A 234-nucleotide genomic window follows, 5' to 3' on the forward strand; every position below is an offset into this window, starting at 1 on the left:
GTCAAAGGCCTTGTCGATATCGTCGGCCTGCAAGGTGGGCTGCAGCGGCTGGCGGCCGGCGCGCTGCTGGTCGATCTGCTCTTGCATGCGGGTGGCGACCTGCATCAGCACGCGGTGCAGCCCCAGCTGCTGGCGCCGGCTCTGGTCCAGGTGCTCGACCACCGGCTGCAGCGACTGCAGCACCAGCTGGCCCAGCTGCTGCACGGCCAGGTCCAGCGGCGGTGCGTCGGCCTG

General features: G+C 70.9%; 1 protein-coding gene. It reads right to left on the bottom strand.

The features are described 5' to 3' along the window. The coding region (locus tag H928_RS32370; RefSeq protein ID WP_027010920.1) for a hypothetical protein at window positions 1-234 on the bottom strand (234 nt) is incomplete at both ends.

It is taken from the genome of Comamonas sp. B-9 (genome assembly GCF_000410635.1).
In the GTDB taxonomy this organism is placed as follows: Bacteria; Pseudomonadota; Gammaproteobacteria; order Burkholderiales; family Burkholderiaceae_C; genus Comamonas.